The 25523-nt window shown below is 62.4% G+C and carries 36 protein-coding genes; all 36 read left to right on the top strand.

Going from position 1 to position 25523, the window contains the following annotated elements; genetic code table 11:
* Positions 1 to 6 precede the first annotated feature (6 nt).
* The 36 genes from fusA (at position 7) to LB547_RS04025 (ending at position 25440) form a co-directional block, all read left to right on the top strand.
* Positions 7 to 2097: an elongation factor G gene (gene fusA / locus LB547_RS04200; RefSeq protein WP_140764431.1), complete on the top strand. Its 2091-nt coding sequence runs from the start codon at positions 7 to 9 to the stop codon at positions 2095 to 2097.
* Positions 2098 to 2162: 65 nt separating this feature from the next.
* Positions 2163 to 3338, top strand: coding sequence for an elongation factor Tu (tuf, locus tag LB547_RS04195; RefSeq protein ID WP_140515452.1), 1176 nt, complete (start codon positions 2163 to 2165; stop codon positions 3336 to 3338).
* A gap of 66 nt (positions 3339 to 3404) precedes the next feature.
* Positions 3405 to 3713, top strand: a complete 309-nt coding sequence (gene rpsJ / locus LB547_RS04190) for a 30S ribosomal protein S10 (protein WP_006205468.1) — start codon at positions 3405 to 3407, stop codon at positions 3711 to 3713.
* Positions 3714 to 3774: 61 nt separating this feature from the next.
* Entirely contained in the window at positions 3775 to 4503 is a 729-nt protein-coding gene (gene rplC, locus LB547_RS04185) for a 50S ribosomal protein L3 (protein ID WP_140501257.1), read from the top strand.
* Positions 4503 to 5123 carry a 50S ribosomal protein L4 gene (gene rplD, locus LB547_RS04180; RefSeq protein WP_140501259.1) on the top strand — a complete coding sequence of 207 codons (621 nt, stop codon included), beginning with the start codon at positions 4503 to 4505 and terminating at the stop codon, positions 5121 to 5123. Before rplC ends, rplD begins: the two co-directional genes overlap by 1 nt.
* Complete coding sequence (locus LB547_RS04175; protein ID WP_006205465.1) at positions 5120 to 5413, top strand: 50S ribosomal protein L23; 294 nt, start codon at positions 5120 to 5122, stop codon at positions 5411 to 5413. The genes rplD and LB547_RS04175 overlap by 4 nt, the downstream gene beginning before the upstream one ends.
* Positions 5414 to 5435: 22 nt before the next feature.
* Positions 5436 to 6269: a 50S ribosomal protein L2 gene (rplB, locus tag LB547_RS04170; RefSeq protein ID WP_140501261.1), complete on the top strand. Its 834-nt coding sequence runs from the start codon at positions 5436 to 5438 to the stop codon at positions 6267 to 6269.
* Between the two features lie 16 nt (positions 6270 to 6285).
* Positions 6286 to 6564 carry a 30S ribosomal protein S19 gene (rpsS, locus tag LB547_RS04165; RefSeq protein WP_006205463.1) on the top strand — a complete coding sequence of 93 codons (279 nt, stop codon included), beginning with the start codon at positions 6286 to 6288 and terminating at the stop codon, positions 6562 to 6564.
* A 2-nt stretch (positions 6565 to 6566) separates the two neighbouring features.
* Entirely contained in the window at positions 6567 to 6956 is a 390-nt protein-coding gene (gene rplV / locus LB547_RS04160) for a 50S ribosomal protein L22 (protein ID WP_006205462.1), read from the top strand.
* A complete protein-coding gene (rpsC, locus tag LB547_RS04155) occupies positions 6956 to 7684 on the top strand; it encodes a 30S ribosomal protein S3 (RefSeq protein WP_140501263.1) in 729 nt (242 codons plus the stop codon). The genes rplV and rpsC overlap by 1 nt, the downstream gene beginning before the upstream one ends.
* A gap of 27 nt (positions 7685 to 7711) precedes the next feature.
* Positions 7712 to 8125 (top strand): 50S ribosomal protein L16, encoded by a 414-nt coding sequence (rplP, locus tag LB547_RS04150; protein WP_027026963.1) that lies wholly within the window; start codon positions 7712 to 7714, stop codon positions 8123 to 8125.
* A gap of 13 nt (positions 8126 to 8138) precedes the next feature.
* Positions 8139 to 8339 carry a 50S ribosomal protein L29 gene (rpmC, locus tag LB547_RS04145; RefSeq protein WP_006205459.1) on the top strand — a complete coding sequence of 67 codons (201 nt, stop codon included), beginning with the start codon at positions 8139 to 8141 and terminating at the stop codon, positions 8337 to 8339.
* 11 nt (positions 8340 to 8350) lie between these two features.
* A complete protein-coding gene (rpsQ, locus tag LB547_RS04140; RefSeq protein WP_010909280.1) occupies positions 8351 to 8590 on the top strand; it encodes a 30S ribosomal protein S17 in 240 nt (79 codons plus the stop codon).
* Between the two features lie 85 nt (positions 8591 to 8675).
* Positions 8676 to 9044, top strand: a complete 369-nt coding sequence (rplN, locus tag LB547_RS04135) for a 50S ribosomal protein L14 (RefSeq protein ID WP_006205457.1) — start codon at positions 8676 to 8678, stop codon at positions 9042 to 9044.
* A gap of 12 nt (positions 9045 to 9056) precedes the next feature.
* Positions 9057 to 9371 (top strand): 50S ribosomal protein L24, encoded by a 315-nt coding sequence (gene rplX, locus LB547_RS04130; RefSeq protein WP_006205456.1) that lies wholly within the window; start codon positions 9057 to 9059, stop codon positions 9369 to 9371.
* A complete protein-coding gene (gene rplE, locus LB547_RS04125; protein ID WP_023717521.1) occupies positions 9364 to 9942 on the top strand; it encodes a 50S ribosomal protein L5 in 579 nt (192 codons plus the stop codon). The genes rplX and rplE overlap by 8 nt, the downstream gene beginning before the upstream one ends.
* A gap of 27 nt (positions 9943 to 9969) precedes the next feature.
* Positions 9970 to 10275, top strand: a complete 306-nt coding sequence (gene rpsN / locus LB547_RS04120) for a 30S ribosomal protein S14 (RefSeq protein ID WP_013895695.1) — start codon at positions 9970 to 9972, stop codon at positions 10273 to 10275.
* Between the two features lie 12 nt (positions 10276 to 10287).
* A complete protein-coding gene (rpsH, locus tag LB547_RS04115; protein ID WP_006205453.1) occupies positions 10288 to 10686 on the top strand; it encodes a 30S ribosomal protein S8 in 399 nt (132 codons plus the stop codon).
* A gap of 91 nt (positions 10687 to 10777) precedes the next feature.
* Positions 10778 to 11311, top strand: a complete 534-nt coding sequence (gene rplF / locus LB547_RS04110; RefSeq protein ID WP_140501269.1) for a 50S ribosomal protein L6 — start codon at positions 10778 to 10780, stop codon at positions 11309 to 11311.
* Positions 11312 to 11450: 139 nt separating this feature from the next.
* Complete coding sequence (gene rplR / locus LB547_RS04105) at positions 11451 to 11810, top strand: 50S ribosomal protein L18 (RefSeq protein ID WP_140501271.1); 360 nt, start codon at positions 11451 to 11453, stop codon at positions 11808 to 11810.
* Positions 11811 to 11957: 147 nt separating this feature from the next.
* Positions 11958 to 12521 carry a 30S ribosomal protein S5 gene (rpsE, locus tag LB547_RS04100; RefSeq protein WP_006333394.1) on the top strand — a complete coding sequence of 188 codons (564 nt, stop codon included), beginning with the start codon at positions 11958 to 11960 and terminating at the stop codon, positions 12519 to 12521.
* 24 nt (positions 12522 to 12545) lie between these two features.
* Complete coding sequence (rpmD, locus tag LB547_RS04095; RefSeq protein ID WP_006205449.1) at positions 12546 to 12743, top strand: 50S ribosomal protein L30; 198 nt, start codon at positions 12546 to 12548, stop codon at positions 12741 to 12743.
* 22 nt (positions 12744 to 12765) lie between these two features.
* The gene (gene rplO, locus LB547_RS04090; RefSeq protein ID WP_140501273.1) at positions 12766 to 13239 is read left to right on the top strand and encodes a 50S ribosomal protein L15; all 474 of its coding nucleotides are present in this window, start codon (positions 12766 to 12768) and stop codon (positions 13237 to 13239) included.
* Positions 13240 to 13429: 190 nt separating this feature from the next.
* Complete coding sequence (gene secY, locus LB547_RS04085) at positions 13430 to 14770, top strand: preprotein translocase subunit SecY (RefSeq protein WP_140501275.1); 1341 nt, start codon at positions 13430 to 13432, stop codon at positions 14768 to 14770.
* Entirely contained in the window at positions 14767 to 15375 is a 609-nt protein-coding gene (locus tag LB547_RS04080) for an adenylate kinase (protein ID WP_140501277.1), read from the top strand. The genes secY and LB547_RS04080 overlap by 4 nt, the downstream gene beginning before the upstream one ends.
* Positions 15376 to 15566: 191 nt before the next feature.
* Positions 15567 to 15935 (top strand): 30S ribosomal protein S13, encoded by a 369-nt coding sequence (gene rpsM, locus LB547_RS04075; protein WP_006205445.1) that lies wholly within the window; start codon positions 15567 to 15569, stop codon positions 15933 to 15935.
* 156 nt (positions 15936 to 16091) lie between these two features.
* Entirely contained in the window at positions 16092 to 16481 is a 390-nt protein-coding gene (gene rpsK / locus LB547_RS04070) for a 30S ribosomal protein S11 (protein WP_006205444.1), read from the top strand.
* A 101-nt stretch (positions 16482 to 16582) separates the two neighbouring features.
* Positions 16583 to 17593 carry a DNA-directed RNA polymerase subunit alpha gene (locus LB547_RS04065; RefSeq protein WP_023682599.1) on the top strand — a complete coding sequence of 337 codons (1011 nt, stop codon included), beginning with the start codon at positions 16583 to 16585 and terminating at the stop codon, positions 17591 to 17593.
* A gap of 43 nt (positions 17594 to 17636) precedes the next feature.
* Complete coding sequence (gene rplQ / locus LB547_RS04060; protein ID WP_140501279.1) at positions 17637 to 18068, top strand: 50S ribosomal protein L17; 432 nt, start codon at positions 17637 to 17639, stop codon at positions 18066 to 18068.
* 162 nt (positions 18069 to 18230) lie between these two features.
* Complete coding sequence (locus LB547_RS04055) at positions 18231 to 19721, top strand: DegQ family serine endoprotease (protein ID WP_140525519.1); 1491 nt, start codon at positions 18231 to 18233, stop codon at positions 19719 to 19721.
* Positions 19722 to 19766: 45 nt separating this feature from the next.
* Complete coding sequence (locus LB547_RS04050; RefSeq protein ID WP_140632698.1) at positions 19767 to 21074, top strand: replication-associated recombination protein A; 1308 nt, start codon at positions 19767 to 19769, stop codon at positions 21072 to 21074.
* 333 nt (positions 21075 to 21407) lie between these two features.
* Positions 21408 to 22238: an aspartyl/asparaginyl beta-hydroxylase domain-containing protein gene (locus LB547_RS04045; protein WP_140501286.1), complete on the top strand. Its 831-nt coding sequence runs from the start codon at positions 21408 to 21410 to the stop codon at positions 22236 to 22238.
* Between the two features lie 67 nt (positions 22239 to 22305).
* Positions 22306 to 22680 (top strand): fluoride efflux transporter CrcB, encoded by a 375-nt coding sequence (gene crcB / locus LB547_RS04040; RefSeq protein WP_140561136.1) that lies wholly within the window; start codon positions 22306 to 22308, stop codon positions 22678 to 22680.
* A 60-nt stretch (positions 22681 to 22740) separates the two neighbouring features.
* Positions 22741 to 23721, top strand: a complete 981-nt coding sequence (locus tag LB547_RS04035) for an RluA family pseudouridine synthase (protein WP_140515445.1) — start codon at positions 22741 to 22743, stop codon at positions 23719 to 23721.
* 2 nt (positions 23722 to 23723) lie between these two features.
* The gene (locus tag LB547_RS04030; protein WP_140650858.1) at positions 23724 to 24647 is read left to right on the top strand and encodes a DMT family transporter; all 924 of its coding nucleotides are present in this window, start codon (positions 23724 to 23726) and stop codon (positions 24645 to 24647) included.
* 1 nt (position 24648) lies between these two features.
* The gene (locus tag LB547_RS04025; protein ID WP_140564591.1) at positions 24649 to 25440 is read left to right on the top strand and encodes an ATP12 family chaperone protein; all 792 of its coding nucleotides are present in this window, start codon (positions 24649 to 24651) and stop codon (positions 25438 to 25440) included.
* The last annotated feature ends 83 nt before the right edge of the window (positions 25441 to 25523 follow it).

The following is a 25523-nucleotide window of genomic DNA, read 5'->3' as shown; positions in this document are numbered from 1 at the left end:
GTTACGATGGCCCGCGAATATAAAATCGAAGACTACCGCAATTTCGGTATCATGGCGCATATCGACGCCGGCAAGACGACGACCACCGAGCGCGTCCTCTATTACACGGGCAAGTCGCACAAGATCGGCGAAGTGCACGACGGCGCCGCGACCATGGACTGGATGGAGCAGGAGCAGGAGCGCGGCATCACGATTACGTCGGCCGCGACCACGACCTTCTGGAAGGGTCGTGACGGCAAGATGCACCGCTTCAACATCATCGACACGCCCGGACACGTCGACTTCACCATCGAGGTCGAGCGTTCGCTGCGCGTGCTTGACGGCGCCATCGCGCTGCTCGACGCCAATGCCGGTGTGGAGCCGCAGACGGAAACCGTCTGGCGCCAGGCCGACAAGTACCGCGTGCCGCGCATGATCTTCTGCAACAAGATGGACAAGACCGGCGCCGACTTCTACCGCTCGGTCGAGATGATCGGCTCGCGCCTCGGTGCGCAGGCTGTCGTCATGCAGCTGCCGATCGGCGCCGAGACCGAATTCAAGGGCGTCGTCGACCTGGTCGAGATGAACGCGCTGGTCTGGCGCGACGAGACGCTGGGCGCTGCCTGGGACGTCGTCGAGATCCCGGCCGACCTCAAGGCCCGCGCCGAGGAATACCGCGAGAAGATGATCGAGGCCGCCGTCGAGATGGACGAGACGGCTCTTGAGAACTACCTCGAAGGCAAGATGCCGTCGAATGACGAGATCCGCGCGCTGATCCGCAAGGGCACCATCGCGGTCAAGTTCTTCCCGATGTTCTGCGGCTCGGCATTCAAGAACAAGGGCGTGCAGCCTCTGCTCGACGCCGTCGTGGAATACCTGCCGTCGCCGGCCGATGTGCCCGCGATCAAGGGTGTCGATGCCAAGACCGACGCCGAGATCGAGCGTCACGCCGTCGACGACGAGCCGCTGTCGATGCTGGCGTTCAAGATCATGAACGACCCGTTCGTCGGTTCGCTGACCTTTGCCCGCATCTATTCGGGCAAGCTCACCAAGGGCATCTCGGTCGACAACACCGTGAAGGGCAAGAAAGAACGCATCGGCCGCATGCTGCAGATGCATGCGAATTCCCGTGCCGACGTTGAAGAGGCCTATGCCGGCGACATCGTCGCTCTCGCAGGTCTCAAGGACACGACCACCGGCGACACGCTGTGCGATCCGCTTCATCCGGTCATCCTCGAGCGTATGGAATTCCCCGATCCGGTCATCCAGATCGCCATCGAGCCGAAGACCAAGAACGACCAGGAAAAGATGGGCCTCGCTCTGCATCGCCTGGCTGCCGAGGATCCGTCCTTCCGCGTCAAGACCGACGAGGAAAGCGGCCAGACCATCATTTCCGGCATGGGCGAGCTGCACCTCGACATCATCGTCGACCGCATGCGCCGCGAGTTCAAGGTCGAGGCCAATGTCGGTGCACCGCAGGTGGCTTATCGCGAGACGATCACCCGCAGGCACGAGCAGGACTACACGCACAAGAAGCAGACCGGTGGTACCGGGCAGTTCGCTCGCGTGAAGATCGTCTTCGAGCCGAACCCCGAGGGCGAGGATTTCGTGTTCGAGTCCAAGATCGTCGGCGGCGCTGTGCCGAAGGAATACATCCCGGGTGTCGAGAAGGGCCTGCTGAGCAAGATGGGTTCCGGCCCGTTTGCCGGGTTCCCGATGATCGGCGTCAAGGCTACCTTGATCGACGGCGCTTTCCACGACGTCGACTCTTCGGTGCTCGCATTCGAAATCGCTTCCCGCGCTTGCTTTATGGAAGCTTCGCCGAAGCTCGGCGTGCAGCTGCTCGAGCCGATCATGAAGGTCGAGGTCGTGACGCCGGAAGATTATGTCGGCGGTGTCATCGGCGACCTCAACGGCCGTCGTGGCCAGATCCAGGGCCAGGAAGCCCGCGGCGTGGCAGTCGTCATCAACGCGATGGTGCCGCTCGCCAACATGTTCAAGTACGTCGACAATCTGCGCTCGATGAGCCAGGGCCGTGCGGCATACACGATGCAGTTCGACCATTACGAGCCGGTCCCGACCGCGGTCGCCCAGGAAGTCCAGAAGAAATACGCGTAACCCGGCAGGGTGCTGCGGCAACTTAATTAAGAGCCCGTACGGGCGAGCAGGAATGGAGACATCACATGGCAAAAGGTAAATTCGAGCGCACCAAGCCGCATGTGAACATCGGCACGATTGGCCACGTTGATCATGGCAAGACGTCTTTGACGGCAGCGATCACCAAGTATTTTGGCGAATACAAGCGCTATGACCAGATTGACGCGGCGCCGGAAGAGAAGGCGCGCGGCATCACGATTTCGACGGCTCACGTTGAGTACGAGACGGAGAACCGCCACTACGCCCATGTCGACTGCCCCGGCCACGCCGACTATGTGAAGAACATGATCACGGGTGCCGCGCAGATGGACGGCGCGATCCTGGTTGTGTCGGCCGCCGACGGCCCGATGCCGCAGACCCGCGAGCACATCCTTTTGGCTCGCCAGGTCGGCGTGCCGTCGATCGTGGTGTTTTTGAACAAGGTCGACCAGGTCGACGATGCCGAGCTGCTTGAGCTGGTCGAGCTCGAGGTTCGCGAATTGCTGACCAAGAACGAGTTCCCCGGCGACGACATTCCGATCGTCAAGGGTTCGGCGCTGGCGGCTCTTGAAGATTCGGACAAGAAGATCGGCGAGGACGCGATCCGCGAGCTGATGGCTCAGGTCGACGCCTACATCCCGACGCCTGTTCGTCCGCTGGACAAGCCGTTCCTGATGCCGATCGAGGACGTGTTCTCGATCTCGGGCCGCGGCACGGTCGTGACCGGTCGCGTCGAGCGCGGCGTGGTCAAGGTCGGCGAGGAGCTGGAGATCATCGGCATTCGTCCGACCACCAAGACGACCTGCACGGGCGTCGAGATGTTCCGCAAGCTGCTCGACCAGGGCCAGGCCGGCGACAACATCGGCGCGCTGCTGCGCGGTGTCGACCGTGAAGGTGTCGAGCGCGGCCAGGTTCTGGCCAAGCCCGGTTCGGTGAAGCCGCACAAGAAGTTCGTGGCCGAAGCCTACATCCTGACCAAGGACGAGGGTGGCCGTCACACGCCGTTCTTCACCAACTACCGTCCGCAGTTCTACTTCCGCACCACCGACGTGACCGGCATCGTGTCGCTGCCGGCCGGCACCGAGATGGTGATGCCTGGCGACAACATCACGGTCGACGTCGAGCTGATCGTGCCGATCGCCATGGAAGAGAAGCTGCGCTTCGCCATCCGTGAAGGCGGCCGCACCGTCGGTGCCGGCATCGTCGTCACCATCAAAGAGTAATTTGGACTTAAACCGATCTGTCGCGGGCGCGGGGGCCCGCGCCGCGCCAGAACAAGGAAGTGACGCATGAACGGACAGAATATCCGCATCCGCCTGAAGGCGTTTGATCACCGGGTGCTCGACGCCTCGACGCGCGAAATCGTGTCGACGGCCAAGCGCACCGGTGCCAACGTCCGCGGCCCCATTCCGCTGCCGACGCGGATCGAAAAGTTCACGGTCAACCGGTCGCCTCACGTCGACAAGAAGAGCCGCGAGCAGTTCGAGATGCGCACGCACAAGCGTCTGCTCGATATCGTCGATCCGACCCCGCAGACCGTCGATGCTTTGATGAAGCTCGATCTGGCCGCCGGTGTCGACGTCGAGATCAAGCTCTAAGGGAATGAGAGCGCGGTAAGGGGCGGTGCCCCTGGCCCGGAACTCTAAAGGAATTGAACCGATGCGTTCAGGTGTGATTGCAAAGAAGGTGGGAATGACCCGCATCTACAACGATGCCGGGGAACATGTTCCCGTCACCGTTCTCCAGATGGAGAACTGCCAGGTCGTGGCGCAGCGCACGCAGGAGAAGAATGGCTACACCGCCGTTCAGCTCGGCGTTGGCCTTGCCAAGGTGAAGAACACGTCGAAGGCCATGCGCGGCCATTTCGCGACCGCTTCCGTCGAGCCGAAGGCCAAGCTTGCCGAGTTCCGCGTCTCTGCCGACAACATGATCGATGTCGGCGCCGAGATCACCGTCGAGCATTTCGTCGCCGGCCAGAAGGTCGACGTCACCGGCACGACGATCGGCAAGGGTTTTCAGGGCGTCATCAAGCGCCACCATATGGGTGGTGGCCGCGCGACCCACGGTAACTCGGTCTCGCACCGGACGCACGGCTCGACCGGCCAGCGCCAGGACCCCGGCAAGGTGTTCAAGGGCAAGAAGATGGCCGGCCACATGGGCGACACGCGCGTCACCACGCAGAACGTCGAGATCGTCTCGACCGATGCCGACCGCGGCCTGATCCTGATCCGCGGCGCGGTTCCCGGGTCGAAGGGTGCCTGGATCCTGGTTCGCGACGCCGCCAAGGTGGCGCTTCCGGCCAATGCGCCGAAGCCCGCCGCGATCCGCCCAGTTGCTGCCGGTATGGGCACGAAGAATGAGGCTCCGGCCACAGAGGGAGCGGAATAATGGATCTCAAGATCACAACGCTGGGCGGCAAGGACGCCGGCAAGGTGAAACTCTCCGAGGAGATTTTCGGCCTTGATCCGCGCGAGGACATTTTGCAGCGCGTCGTGCGCTGGCAACTCGCCAAGAAGCAGCAGGGCACGCACAAGGCCAAGGGCCGCGCCGAGATCGCGCGCACCGGCGCCAAGATGTACAAGCAGAAGGGTACGGGCCGCGCCCGTCACCATTCGGCACGCGCTCCGCAGTTCCGCGGCGGCGGCAAGGCTCACGGCCCGGTCGTTCGCAGCCACGAGCACGAACTGCCGAAGAAGGTCCGCGCGCTCGGCCTCAAGCATGCTCTCTCGGCCAAGGCCAAGAGCGCGTCGATCATCGTCATCGACGAGCTGAAGCTGACCGAGGCGAAGACCAAGGCGCTGATCGCGAATTTCGCGACGCTGGGCCTGACGAACGCCCTGGTGATCGGTGGCGCCGAGCTCGACCGGAACTTCAAGCTGGCCGCGACCAACATCCCGAACATCGACGTGCTGCCCATCCAGGGCATCAACGTCTACGACATTCTGCGCCGCGGCACGCTGGTCCTTTCGAAGGCCGCCGTCGAGGCTCTCGAGGAGCGCTTTAAATGACCGACCTTCGTCACTACGACGTAATCGTCAGCCCGGCGATCACCGAAAAGTCGACCATGGCTTCCGAGCAGAACCAGGTCGTCTTCAACGTCGCCAAGAAGGCGTCGAAGCCGGAAATCAAGGCCGCCGTCGAAGCGCTGTTCGGCGTCAAGGTGATGGCCGTGAACACGCTTGTCCGCAAGGGCAAGATCAAGCGCTTCCGCGGCACGATCGGCCGCCAGAGCGACGTCAAGAAGGCGGTAGTGACGCTGGCCGACGGCCAGTCGATCGACGTCGCGACGGGTCTCTGAGCAAGGCCGCGAGGACAGGACAATGGCACTTAAAAAATTCAACCCGATAACGCCGAGCACCCGTCAGCTAGTCATCGTCGACCGCTCGGGCCTCTACAAGGGCAAGCCCGTCAAGGGTCTGACCGAGGGCCTGACCAAGTCGGGCGGCCGTAACAATTACGGCCGCATCACTGCACGCTTCATCGGCGGCGGTCACAAGCGTTCGTACCGCATCATCGATTTCAAGCGCCGCAAGTTCGACGTCGTCGGCACGGTCGAGCGCATTGAATACGATCCGAACCGCACCGCCTTCATCGCGCTGATCAAGTATGACGATGGCGAGCTGTCCTACATCATCGCTCCGCAGCGCCTTGCCGCAGGCGACAAGATCGTGGCTGGCGAAGCGGTCGACGTGAAGCCGGGCAATGCGATGCCGCTGGCCTCGATGCCGGTCGGCACGATCGTCCACAACATCGAGCTGAAGCCGGGCAAGGGCGCCCAGGTCGCCCGTTCGGCTGGCGGTTACGCCCAGCTCGTCGGCCGCGACCAGGGCATGGCGATCCTGCGCCTCAACTCGGGCGAGCAGCGTGTCGTTCACGGCTCCTGCATGGCTACCGTCGGTGCCGTGTCCAACCCGGACCACGGCAACATCAACGACGGCAAGGCCGGCCGCACGGTTTGGCGTGGCAAGCGCCCGCACAATCGCGGCGTGACCATGAACCCGGTCGACCACCCGCATGGCGGTGGTGAAGGCCGCACCTCCGGTGGCCGCCATCCGGTCTCGCCGTGGGGCAAGCCGACCAAGGGCAAGAAGACGCGGTCCAACAAGGCGACCGACAAGTTCATCCTGCGCTCGCGCCATCAGCGCAAGAGCTAAGAAGAGGTAACGCCAAGTGACTCGTTCTATTTGGAAAGGCCCCTTCATCGACGGCTACCTTCTCAAGAAGGTGGACAAGGTTCGTGAAGGTGGTCGCAATGAGGTGATCAAGATGTGGAGCCGTCGCTCCACCATCCTGCCGCAGTTCGTCGGCTTCACCTTCGGTGTCTACAACGGCCAGAAGCATGTTCCCGTCTCGGTGAACGAGGACATGGTCGGTCACAAGTTCGGTGAATTCGCTCCGACGCGGACCTATTACGGTCACGGCGCGGATAAGAAGGCGAAGAGGAAATAATCATGGGCAAGGCCAAAGCTCCGCGCAGGCTTGCTGACAACGAAGCGCGCGCCGTACTGCGCACGATCCGTATCAGCCCGCAGAAGCTGAACCTGGTTGCCGCGCTGATCCGCGGCAAGAAGGTCGCGACAGCGCTTTCCGACCTGGAATTCTCGGCCAAGCGGATTTCCGGCACGGTCAAGAAGACGCTGGAATCGGCGATCGCCAACGCGGAAAACAACCACGACCTCGACGTCGATGCGCTGATCGTGGCGGAAGCCTATGTCGGCAAGTCGATCGTCATGAAGCGGTTCCATGCCCGGGGCCGTGGTCGCGCCAGCCGTATCGAGAAGCCGTTCTCGCACCTCACGATCGTCGTTCGTGAAGTCGAAGAAAAAGGGGAGGCCGCATAATGGGCCAGAAAGTCAATCCGATCGGTCTTCGCCTCGGCATCAACCGCACCTGGGATTCGCGCTGGTTCGCGAACACCGGCGAGTACGGCAAGCTGCTGCATGAGGACATCAAGATCCGCAAGTACCTCGAGAAGGAGCTCAAGCAGGCTGCCATCTCGAAGGTCGTGATCGAGCGTCCGCACAAAAAGTGCCGCGTCACCATCCATGCCGCGCGCCCGGGTCTGATCATCGGCAAGAAGGGCGCCGACATCGAGAAGCTTCGCAAGAAGCTGATGGAGATGACCAAGTCCGAGACGCACCTCAACATCGTGGAAGTGCGCAAGCCGGAAATCGACGCGACCCTGGTCGCCCAGTCGATCGCCCAGCAGCTCGAGCGCCGCATCGCGTTCCGCCGCGCCATGAAGCGTGCCGTGCAGTCGGCGATGCGCCTCGGTGCCGAAGGCATCCGCATCAACTGCTCGGGCCGTCTCGGCGGCGCCGAAATCGCGCGCATGGAATGGTACCGCGAAGGCCGCGTGCCGCTGCACACGCTGCGCGCCGATGTCGACTACGGCACGGCCGAGGCGAATACGGCGTACGGCATCTGCGGCGTCAAGGTGTGGGTGTTCAAGGGCGAGATCCTCGAGCACGACCCGATGGCTTCGGAGCGCCGCGCGACCGAGGGCGATCATGCGCATGGCGGTGGTGGTGGTGATCGCGAACGCGGTCGTCGTCGCGAAAACGCCTGAGACATTTAGGAATTTGGAGTTAGAACGATGCTGCAGCCAAAGCGCACAAAGTTCCGCAAGCAGTTCAAGGGCCGTATCCACGGTACCGCCAAGGGCGGGACCAACCTGGATTTCGGTGGTTTCGGGCTGAAGGCGCTTGAGCCGAACCGCGTCACCGCGCGCGAGATCGAAGCGGCCCGCCGCGCGATCACCCGCGAGATGAAGCGCGCCGGCCGTGTCTGGATCCGTATTTTCCCGGATCTGCCGGTCACCTCGAAGCCGACCGAAGTCCGCATGGGCAAGGGCAAGGGCGCGGTCGACTACTGGGCGGCGCGCGTCAAGCCGGGCCGGATCATGTTCGAGATCGACGGCGTCAACGAAGAAACCGCCCGTGAGGCACTGCGTCTCGGCGCGGCCAAGCTCTCGGTCAGGACGCGCTTCGTACAGCGCATCGCAGAATAAGGACGGGCTGATCATGAAAGCCGAAGACATCCGGACCAAGACCCAGGACCAGCTGACCGACGACCTGGCCAGCCTGAAGAAAGAGCAGTTCAACCTGCGCTTCCAGAAGGCGACCGGCCAGCTCGAAAAGACCGCGCGCGTGAGGCAGGTCCGCAAGGACATTGCGCGTATCAAGACCATCGCTGCGGAAAAGTCCGCGGCTAAGAAGGCTTAAGGACGAAAACCATGCCAAAGCGCATTCTGCAGGGCACCGTCGTCAGCGACAAGAACGAGAAGACGGTTGTCGTCAAGGTCGAACGGCGCTTCACGCATCCCGTGATGAAGAAGACCGTGCGCATGACCAAGAAGTACAAGGCGCACGACGAGAACAACGCCCACAAGGTTGGCGATCAGGTGTTCATCCAGGAATCGAAGCCGATTTCCAAGGACAAGCGCTGGATCGTCGTGTCTTCGGACCAAGCCTGATCTCTGGGCGTAAACAAACGAATTTTGGACAGACCGGGGAGGGGTGAAGAACCCGTCCCGTTAGAAAAGAAGAAGGCGGCCAGTCATGATTCAGATGCAAACAAACCTCGACGTCGCGGATAATTCCGGCGCCCGTCGTGTCATGTGCATCAAGGTGCTGGGCGGCTCGAAGCGGAAATACGCTTCCGTAGGCGACATCATCGTGGTGTCGATCAAGGAAGCCATCCCGCGCGGCCGCGTGAAGAAGGGCGATGTGATGAAAGCGGTCGTGGTTCGCACGGCCAAGGACATCCGCCGCCCGGACGGCAGCGTGATCCGTTTCGACAAGAACGCGGCCGTTCTCGTCGACAACAAGAAAGAGCCGATCGGCACGCGTATCTTCGGACCGGTTCCGCGCGAACTCCGCGCCAAGAACCACATGAAGATCATCTCGCTCGCGCCTGAAGTGCTGTAAGGAGCCGGACCAATGCAGAAGATTAGAAAAGGCGACAAGGTCGTCGTGCTGGCTGGCAAGGACAAGGGCCGTTCGGGCGAAGTCCTGTCGGTTCAGCCGAAGGACGACACCGCGCTGGTGCGCGGCGTCAACATGATCCGTCGTCACCAGAAGCAGTCCCAGTCCCAAGAGGGCGGGATCATCACCAAGGAAGCGCCGATCCAGCTGTCGAACATCGCGCTGGCCGACCCCAAGGATGGCAAGCCGACCCGCGTCGGCTTCATCTTCCAGAAGGACGGCAAGAAGGTGCGCGTCGCCAAGCGCTCGGGAGAAGTCATCAATGGCTAAGGCTCAAACCAAGCAGGCGACTGCCCAGAACACGCCGCGCCTCAAGCAGGTCTACAACGAGACCATCCGCAAGGCCTTGCAGGAGCAGTTCGGCTACGACAACGAGATGCAGGTTCCGCGCATCGACAAGATCGTGCTGAACATGGGCGTTGGCGAAGCGACCGGCGATTCGAAGAAGCCTTCGATCGCGGCCGAGGATCTGGCGATGATCGCCGGCCAGAAGGCCGTCGTCACCCGCGCCCGCAATTCGATCGCAGGCTTCAAGGTCCGCGAGAAGATGCCGATCGGCGCCAAGGTCACGCTGCGCAAGGAACGCATGTACGAGTTCCTCGACCGCCTCGTGAACATCGCGCTGCCGCGCGTCCGCGACTTCCGCGGACTGAATCCGAAGAGCTTCGATGGCCGTGGCAACTACGCCATGGGCATCAAGGAACACATCGTGTTCCCGGAGATCAACTACGACAAGGTTGATCAGATCTGGGGCATGGACGTCATCGTTTGTACGACTGCGAAGACGGACGACGAAGCCAGGGCACTGCTCAAGGCCTTCAACTTCCCCTTCCGCCAGTAACGGCAGCGAGAAAAGGAAAAATCTGAAATGGCAAAGACCAGCTCAGTCGAGAAGAACAACAGGCGCCGCAAGCTTGCCGACCAGTACGGTCCCAAGCGCGCTGCCCTGAAGGCGATCATCATGGACCAGTCCAAGCCGATGGAAGAGCGCTTCCGCGCTCAGCTCAAGCTTGCCGCCATGCCGCGCAACTCGGCCAAGATCCGCATCCGCAACCGCTGCGAAGTCACCGGCCGCCCGCGTGCCTATTATCGCAAGCTCAAAGTATCGCGCATCGCGCTTCGTGATCTCGGCAATAACGGCCAGATCCCGGGCCTGGTCAAGTCGAGCTGGTAAGGAGGACATAACATGTCATTGAGCGATCCTCTCGGCGATATGCTGACCCGCATCCGCAACGCCTATGGCCGCAAGAAGTCGAGCGTGTCGACGCCGGCCTCGCGTCTGCGCACCCGCGTCCTCGACGTGCTGAAGGCTGAAGGCTATATCCGCGACTACAGCCAGACCGACTTCGACAACGGCAAGTCCGAAATCGAGATCGAGCTGAAGTATTTCGATGGAGCGCCGGTCGTGCGCGAAATCGCCCGCGTCTCGAAGCCGGGCCGCCGCGTTTACGTTTCGGCCAAGTCGATCCCGCATGTCGCCAACGGCCTCGGTATCGCCATCCTTTCGACGCCGAAGGGCGTGATGGCCGACCACGAAGCGCGCGAACAGAACGTCGGTGGCGAGATCCTCTGCCAGATCTTCTGATCCGGCAGCGTGATCCCGAAAAATGGAATCCGGTCTTCGGATCGTTCCGAAGACAGAGACCTGAAACAAGAGAAGTGACGAGGACAACAAAATGTCTCGTATTGGAAAGAAACCCGTTTCGCTGCCGCAGGGCGTGACCGCGACCGTCAACGGCCAGACCGTGACGGCGAAGGGCCCCAAGGGCGAGCTGAAGTTCGTGGTCAACGACGAAGTGCTGGTCAAGATGGAAGGCAGCGAGATAGCTGTCGAGCCGCGCGACCAGTCCAAGACCGCCCGCTCCAAGTGGGGCATGTCGCGCACGCAGATCGTCAACATCCTGCAGGGCGTCAAGGACGGCTTCGAGAAGAAGCTCGAGATCACCGGCGTCGGCTATCGCGCCGCCTTGCAGGGCAAGAACCTGCAGCTGGCGCTCGGCTTCAGCCACGACGTCGTCTACGAGACGCCGCAAGGCATCACCATCACCGTGCCGAAGCCGACCGAAATCACCGTGGCCGGCATCGACAAGCAGCAGGTAGGCCAGGTGGCTGCGGAAATCCGCGAATACCGTGGTCCCGAGCCCTACAAGGGCAAGGGCGTCCGCTACGCAGGCGAGAAGATCGTCCGCAAGGAAGGCAAGAAGAAGTAGTGGGTTTGGCCCCGGGAAGGTGCAGACTTTTCGGAAGGGGCCAAGCCAGGAAGTGTAACGCCGCGGGGAGCGGTCGCGGGAGGCGCTTTCGCCTACCGCACAGGGCGGCCCCCGTTTTCTGAAGGCAAGGAAGACCATCATGGGTACCAAGGAAGCCACTCAGCGCCGCGCGCAGCGCGTCCGCCGCCAGATCAAGAAGGTCGCCGGCGAGCGTCCGCGCCTGTCGGTTCACCGCACGTCGAAGAACATCTACGTCCAGGTCATCGACGACGCCAAGGGCCACACCATCGCTGCCGCCTCGACCCTCGAGAAGGACCTCAAGGGTTCGCTCAAGACCGGTGCAGATACCGCTGCCGCTGCCGCGATTGGCAAGCTGATCGCCGAGCGTGCCGCCAAGGCGGGAGTCAAGGAAGTCGTCTTCGACCGCGGCCCGTACATCTATCACGGCCGCGTCAAGGCGCTGGCCGAGGCGGCTCGTGAAGGCGGCTTGAGCTTCTAAGCCTGATCCGGACCGAAAGTCGGCAGAAAGTTGCAGACTTTTCGAAACGGATCATGCAAGGGAGTGATGATTTTCACCGTCGGCGACCCGCAATGAGGCGTCGGCATTCAGCAACCCGTGCTTCCGGAAAAGAACAAGGAACAGGATATGGCACAGGAACGTAGGGATGGCGGCCGCGGCCGCGATCGTGAAGAACGCGATGACGGCATGGTCGACAAGCTCGTCCACATCAACCGTGTCGCCAAGGTCGTCAAGGGCGGCCGCCGCTTCGGTTTTGCAGCACTCGTCGTCGTCGGCGACCAGAAGGGCCGCGTCGGCTTCGGTCACGGCAAGGCGCGCGAAGTGCCGGAAGCCATCCGCAAGGCAACCGAATCGGCCAAGCGCGACATGATCTTCGTGCCGCTGCGCTCGGGCCGCACGCTGCACCACGATGTCGAGGGACGCTGGGGCGCCGGCCGTGTTCTCCTGCGCGCCGCCAAGCAAGGTACCGGCATCATCGCCGGCGGCCCGATGCGTGCCGTCTTCGAGACGCTCGGCATGCATGACGTGGTCGCCAAGTCGATGGGTTCGTCGAACCCTTACAACATGGTTCGCGCCACTTTCGACGCGCTGAAGAGCCAGATGCATCCCAAGGATGTGGCTGCCGCGCGCGGCATCAAGTATTCGACCCTTCAGGCCCGCCGCGGCACCGCCGTCGCGGCTGAAGAATAGTCGATCTGACCAGGGATTTTGACCATGGCCAAGAAAGCAACCAAGACCATCACCGTTGAGCAGATCGGTTCGCCGATCCGCCGCCCGAAGGAACAGCGCGCGACGCTGGTCGGCCTCGGCCTCAACAAGATGCACAAGCAGCGCACGCTGGAAGATACGCCTTCCGTGCGCGGCATGATCGCTGCCGTCCAGCATCTCGTCCGCGTCGTGGACGAGGGCTGAGCACAGGCGCAGGAGAAGCAAGATGAAACTCAACGATCTGCGTGACAAGGACGGCGCGACGCATTCGAAGAAGCGTCTCGGCCGCGGCATCGGCTCCGGTTCCGGCAAGACTGCCGGTCGCGGCGTCAAGGGCCAGAAGGCGCGCTCCGGCGTCGCCGTCAACGGTTTCGAGGGTGGCCAGATGCCGCTCTATCGGCGCCTGCCGAAGCGTGGCTTCAACAACATCTTCGCCAAGAGCTTCACCGTCGTCTCGCTGGCCCGTATCCAGGCCGCTGTAGACGCCAAGAAGCTCGACGCGAAGGCGACCGTGACGGCCGAGGCGCTGGTAGCCGCCGGCGTCATCCGTCGCGTGAAGGACGGCGTGCGCGTGCTGTCGGACGGCGATCTCAAGGCGAAGCTCGCCTTTGACGTCGCCGGGGCCTCCAAGGCCGCGATCGAGAAGATCGAAAAGGCCGGCGGTTCGGTCAAGCTGCCGCAAGAGGCGGCCGCCGAGTAACAGCAATTTGAAGCGCGGTCGGCAAGGCCGATCCGGTTTTGCTTTCGATCACGCTTCGACCTGTTCAATATGGCGGCCGCGTCAACGCGGCCGCTTGCATGTTTACAGTCCGGAGCTTATCTCGTGAGCTTCGGTGACACGCGCCGCCTGACCTTAGGGCCATCAAGCGTGACCAAGCGGAGAATCGGGCATGGCTTCGGCTGCTGAACAACTAGCCTCGAATCTGAATTTCTCAGCCTTCGCCAAAGCGGAGGACCTGAAGAAACGAATCTGGTTCACCGTCGGCGCGCTGCTCGTCTACCGCCTCGGCACCTACATCCCGCTTCCCGGCATCAATCCCGATGCCTTCGCGCAGGCCTTCTCTTCGCAGAGCAAGGGCGTGCTGGGCATGTTCAACATGTTCGCCGGCGGCGCCGTGCAACGCATGGCGATCTTCGCGCTCGGCATCATGCCTTACATTTCCGCTTCCATCATCATGCAGCTGATGACCTCGGTCATCCCGTCGCTGGAAGCGCTGAAGAAGGAAGGCGAGCAGGGCCGCAAGGTCATCAACCAGTACACGCGCTACGGCACGGTGCTCCTGGCGCTGGTGCAGGCCTATGGTATTTCGGTCGGGCTTGAAGGCGGCAACGGCATCGTCAGCGATCCCGGCATGTTCTTCCGCATCTCGACCGTCGTCACGCTGGTCGGCGGCACCATGTTCCTGATGTGGCTCGGCGAGCAGATCACCGCGCGCGGCATCGGCAACGGCATTTCGCTGATCATCTTCTCCGGCATCGTCGCCGGCCTGCCGCATGCCATTTCCGGCACGCTGGAACTCGGCCGCACCGGAGCGCTGTCGACCGGCCTGATCCTGGCGATCATCGTGCTGGCCATCGTCGTCATCGCGCTCATCGTCTTCTTCGAGCGCGCCCAGCGGCGTCTGCTGATCCAGTATCCGAAGCGTCAGGTCGGCAATCGCATGTTCCAGGGCGACACTTCCCACCTGCCGCTCAAGCTCAACACGTCGGGCGTCATCCCGCCGATCTTCGCCTCGTCGCTGCTCTTGCTGCCGGCCACCGTCGCCGGCTTCTCGCAGACCACGAACATGCCGGCCTGGGCCAGCACCATCCTGGCCTCGCTCGGCCATGGCCAGCCGCTCTACATGTTGTTCTACGCGGCGATGATCGTGTTCTTCGCCTTCTTCTACACCGCGATCGTCTTTAACCCGAAGGACACCGCCGACCAGCTCAAGAAGCACTCCGGCTTCATCCCCGGCTATCGTCCGGGCGAGCGCACCGCCGACTATATCGACTACGTTCTTACCCGCATCACTGTCGTCGGTGCCATCTATCTGGTGCTGGTCTGTCTGCTGCCGGAGTTCCTGATCTCGGCGACTGGCGTACCATTCTACCTTGGTGGCACATCGCTTCTGATCGTGGTCAGTGTCACGCTCGACACGGTTGCGCAGATTCAGGGCCACCTGATCGCGCACCAGTATGAAGGCCTGATCAAGAAGTCGAAGCTGCGCGGGGGGAAGAAAGCCAGATGAGGTTGATTTTGCTTGGGCCGCCAGGAGCGGGCAAGGGGACACAAGCACAAAGACTGGTAGAGAGGCACGGCATCCCCCAGCTTTCCACGGGCGACATGCTGCGCGCCGCGGTCCAGGCCGGCACCGAGGTCGGCAAGCGCGCCAAGGCGGTCATGGATGCCGGCGAGCTGGTCTCGGATGCCATCGTCAACGCCATCGTGGCCGAGCGCATTGACCAGCCCGATTGCGCCAATGGTTTCATCCTCGACGGCTACCCGCGTACGCTGGTGCAGGCTGATGCGGTTGAATCGATGCTTGACGAACGTGGCATTGCGCTCGACACCGTCATCGAGCTTGTCGTCGACGACAAGGCGCTGGTCGGCCGCATCGTCAAGCGAGCCGATGAGGCCAAGGCAGCCGGTCAGCCGGTGCGCAAGGACGACAATCCGGCGGTGTTCGAGGAGCGGCTGCGGGAATATTACAAGAAGACCGCTCCGCTGATCGGCTATTATTATGCCAAGCGCCGGCTGAAGAGCGTGGACGGCATGGCTGGTATTGATGCCGTGACGTCGGAGATCGAAGCCGTGCTCGCGGCGACGGTGAAAGAGGCCGCCTCGGCCAAATAGCGATTGTGCTTGACTGAAGCGGTCCGCTGGGGTATGGCGGCCCGTCTTCCTGTCAGGCATGGAGTTTGCTTGCCCGCAAGGGCAGGGCAGCCGTTTTTGACCAGGAAACTCCCGCAAGGGCCGGCCTCCACCGGACGCGGGGCAACGCAGACAGCGCCGGCTCGTCCGGCCTATATGGAGATGAGAAGAACATGGCTCGTATAGCCGGCGTCAACATTCCGACCAACAAGCGCGTTGTCATCGCGCTTCAGTACATTCACGGCATCGGCAAGAAGTTCGCCCAGGAAATCGTCGACAAGGTCGGCATCCCGGCCGAGCGCCGCGTCAACCAACTGACCGACGCGGAAGTGCTGCAGATCCGCGAGACGATCGACCGCGACTATCAGGTCGAGGGCGACCTGCGCCGCGAAGTGTCGATGAACATCAAGCGGCTCATGGACCTCGGCTGCTACCGCGGCCTGCGTCACCGTCGCTCGCTGCCGGTTCGCGGCCAGCGCACGCACACCAATGCACGCACCCGCAAGGGCCCGGCCAAGTCGATCGCCGGCAAGAAGAAGTAATTTAGGGCAGTAAGGGAGTAGGGGAGTAAGGCAGTAGGGAATGCCCGGCAATCGGGTCGCACTTTCCCTACTCCCTTACTGCCCTATTCCCCACTCCCTTACCAAGGTGGAGCCGCTGGCATTACGGCGGTGTAGAGATCAACTGAAAGGAATACCATGGCCAAGGAAGCCGCTCGTGTTCGCCGTCGCGAACGCAAGAACATCTCGTCGGGCGTTGCCCACGTCAATTCGACCTTCAACAACACCATGATCACCATTACCGACGCGCAGGGCAATTCGATCGCCTGGTCGTCGGCCGGAGCCCAGGGCTTCAAGGGTTCGCGCAAGTCGACCCCCTTCGCCGCCCAGATGGCTGCCGAGGATGTTGCCAAGAAGGCCCAGGAACACGGCATGCGCATGCTCGAGGTCGAGGTCTGCGGACCCGGCTCCGGCCGTGAATCGGCGCTGCGCGCCCTGCAGGCGGCTGGTTTCACCATCACCTCGATCCGTGATGTGACCCCGATCCCGCACAATGGCTGCCGTCCGCGCAAGAAGCGTCGCGTCTAAGGAATTACCGAACGCCGCGTGAACGCCAGAAGCGTTCCTCCGCGGTTTTCCAGGTCGCCCGCCACGATTGGATGGTGGCGGGTCAACGGAAGGAAAGCATCATGATCCAGAAAAATTGGCAGGAACTGATCAAGCCGAACAAGATCGAGTTCTCGTCGAAGAAGAAGACGCTGACCACGCTGGTGGCCGAGCCGCTCGAACGCGGCTTCGGCCTCACCCTCGGCAATGCGTTGCGCCGCGTGCTTCTGTCTTCGCTGCGCGGGGCGGCCGTCACCGCCGTACAGATCGACGGCGTCCTGCATGAATTCTCGTCCATCGCCGGCGTGCGCGAGGACGTGACCGACATCGTCCTCAACATCAAGGAAATCGCCATCCGCATGGAAGGCGACGGCCCCAAGCGCATGGTTGTGCGCAAGCAGGGCCCGGGTGCGGTTCTCGCCGGCGACATCCAGACGGTGGGCGACGTCGAGATCCTCAATCCGGATCACGTCATCTGCACGCTGGACGAGGGCGCTGAAATCCGTATGGAATTCACTGTCGATACCGGCAAGGGTTACGTGCCGGCCGACCGCAACCGCGCCGAGGATGCGCCGATCGGCCTGATCCCGGTCGACAGCCTCTATTCGCCGGTCAAGAAGGTCTCCTACAAGGTCGAGAACACCCGTGAGGGCCAGGTTCTCGACTACGACAAGCTGACCATGACCATCGAGACCGACGGTTCGATCTCGGGCGAGGACGCGGTGGCTTTCGCCGCCCGCATCCTGCAGGACCAGCTTGGCCTGTTCGTCAATTTCGACGAGCCGCAGAAGGAAGTCGCCACCGAAGCCGTCACCGAGCTTGCCTTCAACCCGGCGCTGCTCAAGAAGGTCGACGAACTCGAGCTTTCGGTGCGTTCGGCCAACTGCCTGAAGAACGACAACATCGTCTACATCGGCGATCTCATCCAGAAGACCGAAGCCGAGATGCTGCGTACCCCGAACTTCGGCCGCAAGTCGCTGAACGAGATCAAGGAAGTCCTGGCGGCGATGGGCCTGCACCTCGGTATGGAAGTGCCGGACTGGCCGCCGGAAAACATCGAAGACCTCGCCAAGCGTTACGAAGATCAATATTGAGGCTCCGAGGAGCTTCTCGAACCCGGAATGAAGGAGAAGAGCCATGCGCCATGGATTTAAAGGCCGCCGGTTCGCCCGCAGCATAAGCCATCGCAAGTCGATGTTTGCCAACCTTGCCGTGTCGCTGCTCGAACACGAGCAGATCGTCACCACCTTGCCCAAGGCGAAGGACCTGCGTCCGATCGTCGAGAAGCTGGTGACGCTCGGCAAGCGCGGCGACCTGCACGCCCGCCGCCAGGTGATCGCGCAGATCGGCAATGAAGGCGTCGTCAAGCGCCTGTTCGACACCATCGCGCCGCGCTACGCCACCCGCAACGGCGGCTATCTGCGCATCATGAAGGCGGGCTTCCGCCACGGTGACAATGCCGCGATGGCGGTCATCGAATTCGTAGACCGCGACACGGAGGCCAAGGGCGCCGGCGACCGCGCCCGCCTCGAAGCCGAAGGCACCGATGCGGAAGCCGCAGCCGCTTAAGGCTTCGCTTTTCAAATGATTTAAAGGGGCCTGCGGGCCCCTTTTTCATATTCTGGCCGCCTCGGCTGCTCCTGCGTCAAAATAATTCGATTTAATCGCCTTAGCCTTTCATTTTGCACATTCGTCGGGACAATGCGCCCCAACTCGCACGGAGGATTCGCAATGCGCGCTAAAAGACTGTCCCTGGTTCTGCTCTGCGCCTTTATGGCGTTCGCAACCACGCCGACAGTCCGGCAGGCATTGGCCGAGGATGCCCCCAAAGCCGATCCGGGCCTCTCCGACGTGCTCACCGACCTGCTGCACGGCGTCGAGGGCGAAAACGCCACCTCGGGCCCCGACAAGCGCGTGCCGTTCGGCCGTGAGGAAGTGCAGTTGTCGTTCGCGCCATTGGTCAAGCAGACGGCGCCGGCCGTGGTCAATGTCTATGCCTCGCAAACGGCCAAGGTCGTTTCGCCCTTCGAAGGCGATCCGTTCTTCGAAGAATTCTTCGGTCGCGCGCAGCCGCGCGCGCAGTCCTCGCTGGGCTCGGGCGTGCTTGTCGATCCGAGTGGCGTCATCGTCACCAATTTCCACGTCATCAAGAATGCCGACGAGGTGAAGGTCGCGACCGCCGACGGGCGCGAATTCACCAGCAAGGTGATGCTCAAGGACGAGACGCTCGATCTTGCCGTGCTCAAGATCGAATCCGACAAGCCATTCCCGGTCATCGCCATCGGCGATTCCGATGCGCTCGAAGTCGGTGACCTGGTGCTGGCCATCGGCAATCCTTTCGGCGTCGGGCAGACCACCACCAGCGGCATCGTTTCCGCACTTGCCCGCAGCCATATAGGCGTTTCGGATTCGGGTTATTTCATCCAGACGGACGCTGCCATCAATCCCGGCAATTCCGGCGGCGCGCTGATCAACATGGGCGGCCAGCTGGTCGGCATCAACACCGCCATCTTCAGCCGCAGCGGCGGCTCGATCGGCATCGGCTTTGCCATTCCTGCCAATATGGTGCGCGCTTTCGCCGATGCCGCCAAGGCCGGTCTCGATTTCTTCGAGCGGCCTTACATCGGGGCCGAGTTCGAAGCGGTGACGCCGCAGATCGCTGAATCGCTCGGCATGGAAAAGCCTGCCGGCGCGCTGGTCTCGTCCGTTGACGCGTCCGGACCGGCCGGCAAGGCCGGATTGAAGCCTGGCGATGTCGTCCTGCAGATCAACGGCAAGCCGGTCGAGAGCATCGAGGCACTGGACTATCGCATGGCGACGCTGTCGATCGGTACAAAGGCCAATTTCGCGGTGCTGACCAAAGGCCAGCAGGCAGCGATGGACATCGCGCTGGAACGCGCGCCCGAGGGTGCAAAACCCTCGGAGGTGACGCTGCATGGCCGCAGCCCCTTCTCGGGCGCCAAGGTTGCGGAATTATCGCCGCGGCTGGCTCAGAAGCTCGGCCTGCGCACCGACATCAAGGGCGTCACCGTGGTCGACATCAATCGCGATTCGCCGGCCGCCGATTTCGGCTTCCAGCCGGGCGACATCGTGCGCGAGGTCAACGGCACGACAATCGATACGGCGGCGACGCTGGCGCAGGCTTCCCAGCAGGATACGCGCTGGTGGCGCTTTACCGTCGAGCGCGGCGGGCAGATACTGCGCCAGGTGTTGCGTTACTGAGCTCGATCGCTGAAGAGATCGCGCTCCAAACCCAAAAAGAAGTGCATGGCCGATCTGTTCAGTGTCGATGAACCGGAAAAGGCGCCGCCAGGCCGGCCGCTGGCAGACAGGCTGCGCCCGAAAAACCTTGGCGAGGTCGTCGGCCAGGAGCATCTGACCGGCCCCGATGGTGCGCTGACCCGGCTGATTAATTCCGGTTCGCTCGGCTCCATGATTTTCTGGGGGCCGCCCGGCACCGGCAAGACCACGGTGGCGCGCCTGCTTGCCGGTGAAACCAGCCTTGCCTTCGAGCAGATTTCGGCGGTTTTCTCCGGCGTAGCCGACCTGAAGAAAGTGTTCGAGGCGGCCAAGCTGCGCCGCGCCAATGGCCGCCAGACCCTGCTGTTCGTCGACGAGATCCACCGCTTCAACCGCGCCCAGCAGGACGGCTTCCTTCCAGTCATGGAAGACGGCACCGTCGTGCTCGTCGGCGCTACCACCGAAAATCCGTCCTTCGAGCTCAATGCAGCTCTGCTGTCGCGTGCGCGCGTGCTGGTTTTCCATTCGCTTGGCGAGGAAAGCATCGCAAAGCTTCTGGCCAGGGCCGAAGAGACGGAGGGCAGGGCGCTGCCGCTCGATGATGAGGCGCGAGCGATGCTCATCCGCATGAGCGACGGCGATGGCCGGGCCTCGCTGACGCTGGCGGAAGAAGTTTGGCGCGCCGCCAAACCAGGCGAAGTGTTCGGTCCCGAAGGCTTGCAGCGCATCATCCAGCGTCGGGCGCCGATCTACGACAAGGGCCAGGACGGTCATTACAATTTGATCTCGGCGCTGCACAAATCCGTGCGCGGCTCCGATCCCGATGCCGCGCTCTACTACCTCGCGCGCATGTTCGACGCCGGCGAGGATCCGCTCTATCTCGGCCGCCGGCTGGTGCGCATGGCGATGGAGGACATCGGGCTGGCCGATCCGCAGGCATTGGTCATCGCCAACGCGGCCAAGGACGCCTACGATTATCTGGGTTCGCCCGAAGGCGAACTCGCCTTCGCCGAGGCCACCGTCTATCTCGCCACGGCGCCCAAATCCAACGCGGTCTACACCGCATTCAAAGCCGCCACGCGCGCCGCCAAGGAGCACGGTTCGCTGCTACCGCCCAAGCACATCCTCAACGCGCCGACAAAGTTGATGAAGGACGAAGATTACGGGGCCGGCTATCGCTACGATCATGACGAACCGGACGCGTTTTCCGGCCAGGACTATTTTCCGGAAAAGATGGGCCGCCAGACCTTCTACGACCCACCCGAACGCGGTTTCGAGCGCGATATCAGGAAACGGCTCGACTACTGGGCAAAGCTGCGCAAAGAGCGGGAATAGCAGGCTTGCGACGGCCGGTGGCGGTTGCGGTCCGAAACGAGGTTTCACCTGGGGTATTTCCACGTCGGTTCTTCTGCACGCGCTGCTCGCGGCCACGATTATATCGATGCCAATGCCGCAGCTTCCGAGCCGGCCGGAGGAAGAGCAGGTAACGGTCGACATCCTGACCCCGCGACAGTTCGAGGTCTCGGCAAGGCAGTCAGCCGGCCACGATGCCGTGGCCGTTGTGCGGCAACCCAAAAGACCTTATCAAGGCGCACGGCCGGGCGGTGGTCGTTGTCGTGATTTTGGCACTATTCATTCGCAACAGGATCGCGCTCGGCGCGTGGAAAAATGACAAAAACCCTTCGCAAGACCCTTCGCAAATTCGCCATTGCCATCCCGCTCCTTGCCCTTGGCTTCTATTTCATTCCGATCCTAACGACGATTTTCGTCGTTTGCGGCCTGATCGACGTGCTGCGCAACGACCGCAAGAATCTGTCCCTGTTCAGCGGCTATTTCCTGGGCAATGGCCTCTTCACCTGGCTGCTTTCGCCATTCAACCTGCTGGTCGACCTCCTGTGCTACAGAAATCCGGGCGTGTGGAAGCTGGAGCAGTTCCCTCAGGATTATCAGCGCGAAGTCAACGAGGTCTTGGATGTCTTCAAGGCGCGCAAGGCCGAAATCATCGCCGACATCGACGCCAATTTCGGCGCCGGCCGGCGCGGCATGTATGTCTACCAATGGTATGGCAAGCACAGGATAGACAACGTCGCCGAGTTCAACAAGGATTTCAAATACATCAAGACGATTGCCGTCTCGGTCTTCAGCAAGCGCGAATCGACCTCCTGGCACTTCGGACCGTTGCGGCTCAGCCTCCGCATCCTCTACAACCTCATTCCGATGAAGTCAGAGATCTTCGTCGAGTGCGGCAACGTCAAGAACTACTGGTACGACAATCCGCTGTTCATTTTCGACGACACGCTGCTGCATCGCTCGGTCAACGAGTATGACGGTCGTCGCTACTGCGTATTCATGGACATTATCAGGCCGTCCCCGGTCCCCAGGCTCATCGCCGGCCTTCTCGCCATCGTCTCGGTGAGCGTCGAGAGGATCAATTCGATGTTCTACAAGAACTGGAAGATGATCGGCTCGACCAAGCCGAAAAAAGCAGAAACGACCTGAGCTGGCAAGTTTTCGAACGTAGCCGGCGCGCCGGATAGGTATGAATAGTCGGGGACAGTATACGGCGATGTTCAATCTGCTTCTCGTGGCCGCCGGCGGCGGCATTGGCGCCGGCGTTCGCCATCTGACCAATATGGGCTCGCTGCGCCTTGTCGGCCCCAACTATCCCTGGGGCACGATGGCGATCAACATCGTCGGTTCGTTCGCGATGGGCCTGTTCATCGCCGCCCTGGCGCGCCGCGGCGGGTCTAACGAAGTCAGGCTGTTTGTTGCCACCGGCATCTTAGGCGGCTTCACGACCTTTTCCGCCTTTTCGCTCGATTTCGCGACCTTGTGGGAGCGGGGAGCCACCTTGCCGGCGTTTGGATATGCGCTGGCCAGCGTGATTGGCGCCATCATTGCCCTGTTTTTGGGTCTTTGGCTCGCAAGAAGCCTGCCTTAATGCTATTGCCGCGCCGAGAGCAGGCCTGGGCCTGCCAGGAAACGGGTAAGCGAAAACAATATGGCAGGCGTTGAACAGATCACGGTGGAGGCCGGCGAGGCGGGCATGCGGCTCGACCGCTGGTTCAAGACCCATTTCCCGGGCCTTGGCTTTGGTCATCTGCAGAAGCTGCTTCGGTCCGGGCAGATCCGCGTCGACGGCGGCCGCGTCAAGGCCGACACCCGTGTCGAGCCTGGCCAGACGGTGCGCATTCCACCGCTGGAAGTGGACAAGAAGGGCGACAGCCCGCTGACCGGCCATTCGATCCGCAACCAGGGCGATGCCGAAGTCCTGGCAAAGATGCTGATCCATGAGGATCCGAAGGTTTTCGTCTTCAACAAGCCGGCTGGCCTTGCGGTGCAGGGCGGCTCGGGCGTCACCCGTAACGTCGACGACATGTTGGAAGCCTGGCGCAACCAGAAGGGCGAGAAGCCGCGGCTGGTGCACCGGCTCGATCGCGACACGTCTGGCGTGCTGGTCGTCGCCCGCACCAGGCTGGCGGCGATGAAGCTCTCCGAGGCGTTTCGCGCCCGCGAGACCAAGAAGACCTACTGGGCTTTGGTCAAGGGCGTGCCGCCCAAGCGCGAGGATAAGATATCGACCTGGCTGATCAAGGAAGCCACGCCGGATGGCGATCGGGTGCGCATTGCCAAGCACGGCGAAAAGGGCGCCGACCATGCCGTATCCTACTATCGCATCATCGAGCAGGCGGCGCAGGCGCTGACCTGGCTGGAGATGGAGCCCTATACCGGCCGCACCCATCAGTTGCGCGTTCATGCCGCCCATATCGGTTGTCCCATCATCGGCGATCCCAAATATTTCGAGGCCGACACCAATTGGGATTTTCCGGGCGGGATGCAGAACCGCCTGCATCTGCACGCGCGCCGCATCGTCATCCCGCATCCGGACCAGGGTTTCATCGACGTCACCGCACCTATGCCGCCGCATATGCGCCAGAGCTGGAACCTGATCGGCTTCGACGACGCCAGTGCGGAGGATTGACCATGAGCGGCGCTGCCGATGCGCTCGACCGTCGCGATACGGTCGACATGGCGGCCGCCGCCATAATGGTCGGCCTGACGTTCTCCTGGGGCCTGAATTACGTCGCCGCCAAGATCTCCTATGCCGGCTATGATCCGGTTTTCCTGTCGATCGCGCGCTCGGTTATCGGCGGGCTCTGCGTCTTCCTCTGGTGCCGCTGGCGCGGCATTGCGCTTTTCAAGAGGGACGGGACATTGCTCGCGGGCATTGCAGTGGGCGTGCTCTTCGGCATCGAGTTCCTCTGCCTTTATGTCGGGCTGGAGCACACCACGGTCGCCCGCAACACGCTGCTGGTCAACACCATGCCGTTCTGGATGCTGCTGGGAGGGCATTTCCTGCTCGGCGAGCCGATCAGCCTGCGCAAATCCCTTGGCCTTCTGCTTGCCTTTGCCGGCCTCGCCGCGGTCTTTTCCGACAAGCTCGGCGGCGGCGGGGACATGCTGTTCGGCGATCTGCTGAGCCTTGGCTCCGGATTCGTCTGGGCCTTGACCAATATCCTGATCAAGCGCTCGAAGCTGGGTAACACGAGCGCCGAAAAGCTGCTGCTCTATCAACTCTCCGGCGCTGCGATCGTCGGCGTCCTGGTGTTGCCTCTGGCCGGCCCCTCCGTGCGCGATCCCGCGCTGTTGCCGACGTTGGCCCTGCTTTTCCAGGCGCTCTATATCGTCGCCTTCACCTATGTGTTGTGGTTCTGGCTGCTGCGGCGCTATCCCGCCTCCAGCCTGTCGAGTTTCACGTTCCTGTCGCCGGTCTTCGGCGTGCTGTGCGGCGCCCTGTTCTTGAACGAGCCGCTGACCATACGCATTTTTCTGGCACTTGGTCTCATTGCCGCCGGTCTGGTCATCGTCAACAGGCCGCCGCGCCAGCAGACGGCCGAAGGAGGCTGACATGCGCGATATCCTCAGCGATCTCGAGGCGGGGAAACTGCTCTCCGACCCCGATCCGGTGCGCCGCGCCCAAATCCAGATGAAGAAGCCGCTGCCGAAGCGTTTTTACAAGACCGTTTCGGTCGCGCGCGTCGATGCTGGCTTTGCCGTCCATCTCGACGGCAAGCCGGTGCGCACGCCGGGCAAGGCGCTGCTGACGCTGCCGACCGAGAAGGCGGCATCGCTGGTCGCCGATGAATTCGCCGCCCAGGGCGAGACCATCGATCCGGTGTCGATGCCGGTGATGCGTCTCGTCAACACCGCGCTCGACGGCGTCGCCAGCGATCCGCAGGCGGTGGTGGAGGACATACTGCGCTTTGCCTCGTCGGATCTGCTCTGTTATCGCGCCGACGCACCACAAGGCTTGGTCGAGCGGCAGAACGAGCTGTGGGATCCTGTCCTCGACTGGGCGCAGGCAGCACTCGGCGCTCGCTTCAACCTTGCCGAGGGCATCATTCACGTCGAGCAACCGCGCGAAACTATTGCTGTGCTGGGTGTGCATCTTGCCCAGCGCACCGAGCCGCTGCGCCTGGCAGCGATCCACGTCATGACCTCGCTGACCGGTTCGGCGCTGCTGGCGTTGGCCGTGGAGTTCGGCGAACTCGGCGGTGAGGCGGCCTGGACTGCCGGCCATGTCGACGAGGATTGGCAGATCGAGCATTGGGGACAGGATGCGGAAGCTGTCGCGCGCCGCTCCGCCCGCAAGCGCGACATGATGGCTGCCGTCGGTCTGATCGAGGCGCTCGAAGGCTGACCGGCCACCGCACCGCACCTAATACCAAAGTCATAATCCCAAAGTCATCTGCCGTTGGCAGGCGCTTTCTGTCATTTTTCCCG

The organism is Mesorhizobium sp. B264B1B (assembly GCF_020165765.1).
GTDB lineage: Bacteria > Pseudomonadota > Alphaproteobacteria > Rhizobiales > Rhizobiaceae > Mesorhizobium.
Note: the sequence above shows the minus strand (reverse complement) of the source record. Positions and strands in the feature narration are given on the sequence as shown.